Origin of the sequence: Candidatus Jidaibacter acanthamoeba, assembly GCF_000815465.1 — a bacterium.
Lineage (GTDB): Bacteria > Pseudomonadota > Alphaproteobacteria > Rickettsiales > Midichloriaceae > Jidaibacter > Jidaibacter acanthamoebae.
The window spans coordinates 1-7,334 of record NZ_JSWE01000109.1 but is presented as its reverse complement, the minus strand read 5'-3'; the positions used below and the strand labels follow the sequence as shown (position 1 = coordinate 7,334).

The 7,334-nt window shown below is 32.1% G+C and carries 4 protein-coding genes; all 4 read left to right on the top strand.

The window, feature by feature from the left end; all coding sequences use genetic code 11:
• Nucleotides 1-98: 98 nt before the first annotated feature.
• Nucleotides 99-707: a recombinase family protein gene (locus tag NF27_RS05360; RefSeq protein ID WP_039456721.1), complete on the top strand. Its 609-nt coding sequence runs from the start codon at nucleotides 99-101 to the stop codon at nucleotides 705-707.
• Between the two features lie 275 nt (nucleotides 708-982).
• A complete protein-coding gene (locus tag NF27_RS11205; RefSeq protein WP_053332612.1) occupies nucleotides 983-2,701 on the top strand; it encodes an ankyrin repeat domain-containing protein in 1,719 nt (572 codons plus the stop codon).
• Between the two features lie 696 nt (nucleotides 2,702-3,397).
• Nucleotides 3,398-5,344 (top strand): ankyrin repeat domain-containing protein, encoded by a 1,947-nt coding sequence (locus NF27_RS11200; RefSeq protein ID WP_053332611.1) that lies wholly within the window; start codon nucleotides 3,398-3,400, stop codon nucleotides 5,342-5,344.
• A gap of 101 nt (nucleotides 5,345-5,445) precedes the next feature.
• The coding region (locus tag NF27_RS05345) for an NACHT domain-containing protein (protein WP_039456719.1) at nucleotides 5,446-7,334 on the top strand (1,889 nt) is incomplete at its 3' end.

Below are 7,334 nucleotides of genomic sequence, written 5' to 3'. Positions count from 1 at the left end.
TAAAACAGTATAAGAAAGCGCTTAAAAACCTATTGAAAAAACAAAGTAAGAATATAGTATGCATATTAGCTTTTTAAACATAAGGTAAAAATATAAAAATGCTAATTGGTTATGCGAGAGTTTCAAAGGATGATAATTCTCAAACATTGGATTTACAAAAAGATGCTTTAATACAAGCAGGAGTATTAGTAGATAGAATGTATCAAGATTATGCTTCAGGTAAAAAAGATGACAGGCCGGGATTAGTTTCATGCCTTAAGTCGTTACAACCGGGAAATACTTTAGTAGTATGGAAATTAGATAGATTAGGCAGGAGCTTAAATCATCTAATAAATATAGTAGAAGACTTAAGAAAGAGAGATATAGGATTCAAAGTATTGACAGGGCAGGGAGCACAGATTGATACTAATACACCTAACGGAAGGTTAGTGTTTGGCATATTTGGAGCTATAGCAGAGTATGAAAGAGAATTGATAATAGAAAGGACTAAAGCTGGTTTATTATCAGCAAGAGGTAGATTAGGAGGTAGGCCACGCAAAATGGATATAGCAACATTACAAATGGCAATAGCTGCTATGTCGAATCGTAAGTCAGTAACCCAAGAGGTTGCAAAGAAACTAGGGATAAAGAAAGCCACTCTATATTATTATGTTAATGGGGATGGTTCCTTGAAAGAAGCTGGGGAAAAGTTATTGAGCTTGGGTTAGAATTATACCATCTTTAAACAATGATTTACAAGGCAGTACTATTCAAAACCTACTGATTTATATCTTTTTTATAAACATAAATAGTTAATTGCTTAGTTACTTTATAACTAAGCAATAATTAAGTTTTTGAAATGCTATCAAATTTAAATATTGTAAAATAATAAAACAGATATAGTATTTTATTAAATATTTAACGCATTTCTAAAGAATTAAGTATTTATCTTGCAACAAGCTTATCATCCTTGCATTTAACCTTTAATAAATACAGGAATCTTATGAAACAATCCCATGAAATACTTTCTACAAGTGAAATATCTGCGTACCTTACAAACTCTTTTCAAGCTGCTTGTAAAAATAATAGGCTAGATATAATAGAATATATATTAAAAATAACGAGTGGTGATTTTCAACAAGAAATCATCCACTCTGATAATGATAAACCATTTATATTAGCTGCCCAATATGGGCATATACAAGTTATGGATAAACTACTTGAGCTAACCCCTAATTTAGAAATATTGAGAAATGCAATTCATTTCGACAATGAAAAGTTATTTCAGAATGCTGCTAGTGGTGGACATATACAAGTAATACATAAGTTGCTAGAGCTTACTCCCGACCCAAAAGAAAGGAAAAAAATGATCCATGCCGAGAATGAGGATGCATTTCAAGCTGCTGCTCTTCATGGGCATATAGGAGTAATAGAAATGCTGCTAGAGCTTACTCCCGACCCGGAAGAAAGGGAAAAAATGATCCATGCTTTAGATGATAAAGCATTTCAAGATGCTGCATGGGGTGGACATATAGAAATAATAGAAAAGTTACTTGAACTTACTCCTGACCCGAATAAAAGAGAAAAAATGATTCACAATAATAGCGATGCTGCATTTCAATGGGCGGCTTTCTTGGGCCATATCCTAATTGTTGAAACATTGCTTAACTTCACCCCTGATCCTTATTTAAAAGAAAAAATGGTCACTGCTGAGGATTATAGAGCATTTCAAAGCACTGTTTCACATGGTCATATAAAAGTATTAGAAAAGCTGCTTGAACTTACTCCTGATCTGCAAGCGAGAGAAAGAATGATTCATGCTGAGAATGATAAAGCATTTCAATTGGCTGCTTGGGGTGGACATATATTGGTATTAGAAAAGCTGCTTGAGCTGACTCCTAATTTACAAACAAGAGAAACAATGATTCATACTGAAAATGACCAACCATTTATTGAAAGCTCTACTCATGGACATATGAATATAATAGAAAAATTACTCATGCTTACTGCTGATGTAGCTACAAGAGAAAAAATGATCCATGCTGTAAATGATAGTGCATTTAAAGCTGCTGCTACAAATCTGCATTTTAATGTACTGGAAAAGCTACTTGAGTTTACCCCTAATATAAAAACAAGGGATGAGATGATCCATTCAGTTGAAGATATAATTTTAAAAGAAGCGGCTAGAGCAGGTAATATTAGTATTATTGAGTTATTATTTGAGTTTATGCCTAACGAAGTTGCATTTAATTTAATTAATAAATTAAAGACAACTGCTTCGCCCAATGTTCAACAATATTTTATACAATCTGAGGCTTTATTACATTTGACCGACTTGCGTAAAAAGCTACGTATATTAGATTGGAACTCAGAAAAAATAGAAGCTGCTTGCGAGTTTTTTAGGGAAGTATCTAATTTTATGCAGATTAGTCATAAGCCAATAGAAGATTTACAAAAGAAAAACCCTAACTTATCATCTGAAATAGTGCATTATATTTTATTTTCCGGATCAAAAGTTAAAGGAAAATTATCTTCTAATGAAGCTGGAATGATTATAGACATAATACAAGATATTAACCGAGAAGCTCTTAAAAAGCCTATTTCAAATTTATATAGTGAAGAAAAGTTTAGTAATAATTTAAATGCTAAAACTACTTTTGTAGGTAAGTTGCTTGACAAAGAATTAAATAATAAAGAAAAAGTACATAGTCCTAGTAAGTAAAAAAATTATCAAATTAGTTTAGTGCATTTTTATACAACGTGCTGATAAGCTCAAATTTTTAAAAAGAGATGAAACTAGAGAGTAATAAATGTAGCTGCTTACTTTAAAAAATGAGAGTAGATGAATAAGGTATAATATTTTTTATTCTATCCTATTAAATGTACCTTTAAATTTTCTATTGTGAGATTTTCCCAAATTTTATCTGTGGTGTAAACTGGGAAACAGGTTGTTATAGCTAATGCTAAGCATGCTCTATCTCCTAGAGATAAACCTAAATTTTAGTTTGGGCAACCAGTGCTGCAAGACAATTACAAATAGGCCGCTCTACTCTTTATCGTGAGTTAAAATATGCTAAGTAGACTAGCATATTTTAACTCAGTAACCATGGTTGACTATATTGCTCAATATTTTAATTTATAGCGTTAAAATATAGATAATTTTACTTATCTTTTTAAAAATATCTTGCTTATTAATAGTTGATACATATCGGAGTTATGGATAAGTAGCCTCAATACCAATTTATTCAAATAGTTTTTAATCTTTAAATTATAATTTAACCTATTTTTAAACCGCATAGTATTTCTAAAGCATATTCATAAGCTTATATATTATTTTCAATTCATCATTAATAAGGTTGTTTAAGTTAGCTGATCATAAACTTATCTTTATCAATCAACATCAAACAAGGAGACTGCTATGAGATATAAGTATGAGAACTTGGTTTTTGAAGGAGGGGGAATTAAAGGATTAGGGTATATAGGAGCTATAGAGGTATTAGAAAAAGAAGGGATATTATCCCATATTAAGAGAGTAGCTGGTACATCAGCAGGAGCTATTACCGCGCTTTTACTTGGGCTTAACTATGAGCTAAGTGAAACTAGGGAAGAATTAGAAAAATTGTTTTTTAAATCTTATAATTTAGCTAATACTTTGTTAGGTATCCCTATGGTTACACTTAATTTAATAAATCATTACGGGATTGAACCAGCAGATTTTTTTCTAAAGTGGGCAGAGAAGATAGTAGAACAGAAATTAGGTAATAAAGATGCAACTTTTAAGGATTTATATAAAGCTATCTTAAACCAAAAAGGGGATGGTTATAAATTACGTTATATGTATTTTACTGGTACTAATCTAAGTACTGGCTATTATGAAATATTTTCACATGAGCATACTCCCCAAATGAGGATAGCTGATGCGGTACGTATATCAATGTCAATACCTCTTGTATTTACTGCTAAGCATTATACAATGCCTGGTAGGACAGAGCCTGATATATATGTGGATGGTGGTGTGCTTAATAATTATCCTTTGCATATATTTGATGAATATAATCAACCTAATATGAGAACATTAGGGTTTAGAGTAGATCCTTTTGAGGAAATATCAGTGTTAAGGGATGCTGGGGCTCCACAACGAAATAAAATAGACAATCTGATTTCCTATGCTAAAGCTTTATATACTACGACTCAAAATGTAAGCAATAATATAACTAGAAGAAGTGATGATAAGCTTAGAACAGTTTTTATTGATATCACAGGAGTAAATACACTTAGCTTCAAATTGAGTGAAGAAAAAAAGGAAGAGATTATTGATTCAGGCCGCAAAGAAACAGAGAAGTATTTCTCTAGTATACCAGAGAAATTGAAAACTGATAGGATGAGATTAGAGAAGTATGATCGCAAGAAAATATATGAAAAAGCAGACCGTGTATATTTGCAACCTATAGATGAAAGCACTGGTAAAATCCAATATTGGTTTGAAAATATGACTTCAGAAGGAATATTTGATAAGTATAAATATATTGATAGGTTAAAGCTCCAAGAAAAAAGCTGTGCTATAGAATTATGGAGTGGGTCAACCAATGATAAGCTGAAAATAATAGAACTTACAACTAATATGGATGTGCTAGAAGAAATAAAAAAATGGGATAGAGGTAAGGACAAGCTACATTCAGATATAAATAAGCTAAATGAATTACCATATTTAATAAAAATACAAGATTGGAAGAGAGAAGAATACGTTGAACAAAAACCTAAAACTAAGGTAATTTCCTTGGAACTTACAGAGGCAGCTCATAACGGTAATATTAATAAGGTTATTGACTTATTAAGCCAAGGTGTGGCACCGGACTCTCAAGATAAGCATGGACGTACAGCTCTCCACCATGCAGCTGAGCTTGGCTATGATAGAATTATAGAGTTATTACTGAGCAATGATCCAGCTGCTAAAATTAACATACAGGATAATATAAGAGAAACTGCTTTACATATGGCGTGTTTTAGTGGGAATTTAAATGCTGCAAAATTACTCATTAAAGGTGGGATTGGTATTAATACAGCGAATGCTTATGGTACAACGGCACTGCATAGGGCTGCACGTATTGGTAATAAAGATATTATAGAATTACTTGTTAATAGTGATGCTGGTATAGATATACAAGATAATAAGGGGCGTACGCCTCTACATATTGCAGTAGAATATGGACAAGTAGAAGCAGTAAAACTACTATTATCACATAATGCCTTATACATGATCAAGGATAATAATGATAAAACCCCAAAAGACTATGCTGAGGGGTTTGAACTTAAAGAAATATTCAAACGCATTGAGAAAGGAAAGGGACTAGAGCTCGATAGGTAGGGTATGAATAAAAGGGCTATAAATTTATTAATAATCCCTTAAGCTCATCTAAAAGTTGTTAAAGATTTATCACTACTTAATGCATAATTCGCGAGGCTATCATGCATCAAAAGTTAGCAGGAAATCAGGAGCATATTGACTTAGCTAAGGATAATAGTGAAGCAATTATATCTTCAATTAAACACTGCTATAAGCAGAATGATAAACTAAAATTATTTTGGGAAGAAAATGAATATCCGATTACAGAAAGTTTTATAAACTTAGCTATAATAGAACAGGAAGAAGTGAAAGAAAAAGAAAGAAGAATGAAGGGCAAAGGAAGAGAAGGCCATAAGGGGACGTATAGGGAGAAAAGGATATCAAGTTATGAGGAGATACATAAACCTAAGAAAGAAATAAAAATAGAAGAACTGTTTAAAGACCCAAATAGCAAGAAGCTAGTAATATATGGTAGGGCTGGAATTGGGAAAACCACGTTGTGCCAATATCTTACAGTTGCATGGGAAGACGAGAAGTTATGGAAAGATAAGTTTGAAGTAGTAATAAAGATACCCCTTAGGGAGCTAGCTAAATACATTGAAACAAGTCAATATGCAACTCTTGAAGGGTTTATAAGTGAAACATACATACATGGAATCAATAGGCCAGAAGAAAAAGAAATAAATGGATTTTTAAGAGCAAATACCAGTAAAACACTATTTATCCTTGATGGCTATGATGAAATAGCACCTTTATTTAGTAAAAAAGACATTGGAAGTAAGCTGAGCAGTATTATAAAGAATATATTGGGAGATCCTTCTCTATATGTAATAGTGACATCTAGACCGCTTAAGATAGAACATAAGTTTGATCAGGAGCTTGAGAATGTGGGGTTTATTGATCAGGATATTGAGAAGTATGTTAGTATATTTAAGCCAGAAGGAGCAAAAAGTATATTAACATTTTTAAAGAACAATAAGAACCTATGGGGTATAGCACATATACCAATTAACTTAGAATTAATATGTAATGCCTGGGGTATAAGTGGGGGAATAGATAAGATAGAAACGATAAGTGAGTTATATGCGACTATAACCCATAGATTACTAGAGAGATACATCGTTAAGAACCATTATAAAGAATTAGAAGAAGTAGATGAGGCTCTACTGAGAAAGAAAACATCTAGCATTACTAAATGTCTTGAGAGGATAGCATTTAAGGGGATGCAGAATAATCAAATTATAATACCAATAAGGGATATTGAAGGAATCATAGAAGAAGAACAAGAAAGAAGTGGTGAGAGCAATTTATTAAGAAAAGTATTAATGAGTGGATTTATAAAAATTATAGGAGGAGAAAAGAATAGAGATAAAGAGATATATTTCTTACATCTAAGTTTCCAGGAATATTATGCAGCAAAGTATATAGCAAGGTCTTTAGAAAACATAAAGAGTGAAGAATATGAACAAGTAGTAAGTTTAATAAGAGAAGATAAATATACTCCATATTATGAGGTAATATGGTGGTTTGTGGCCGGGCTATTATACCAAAGAGGTAGAGCGGCAGGTAGTTATGAGGTTCTAACTAGGTTTTGGGAGATTTTAGAAGGTGAACCGAAAGACTTAATAGGGGTAAGGCATACAAATCTTATAATAAGGTGCTTAGAAGAGTGCAAAGCAAGTGACAAAGTAGGGAAGCATAAAGAGCTGATAAACTATATTAACCAGTGGATAAAAATTGAGTATAATAGTGATAGTGATAACCCAATAATAGAAATACTTAGTAACACACCTCATGTAGCTAGGACTACGTTTCCAGCATTATTAAAATTTTTAAAATGTGATAATCGGATGCTATGGTTAGAATTATTAAAAAATAATTGGAAATTAATGTTAGAAAATTGGAGATTGTTAGAATTAGAAGATTGGGAGGTAAGGCAAGGAGCAGTGAAGAGTTTAGGAAAGTTAGGACAAGCGACTCCTGAAGTAATAAAAGCTTTAATAAATGCTCT

Bases quoted from the DNA above. Each gene is read 5' to 3' on its own strand.
- NF27_RS11205 (WP_053332612.1), top strand. From the start codon at position 983: ATGAAACAATCCCATGAAATACTTTCTACAAGTGAAATATCTGCGTAC.
- NF27_RS11200 (WP_053332611.1), top strand. From the start codon at position 3,398: ATGAGATATAAGTATGAGAACTTGGTTTTTGAAGGAGGGGGAATTAAA.
- NF27_RS05360 (WP_039456721.1), top strand. From the start codon at position 99: ATGCTAATTGGTTATGCGAGAGTTTCAAAGGATGATAATTCTCAAACA.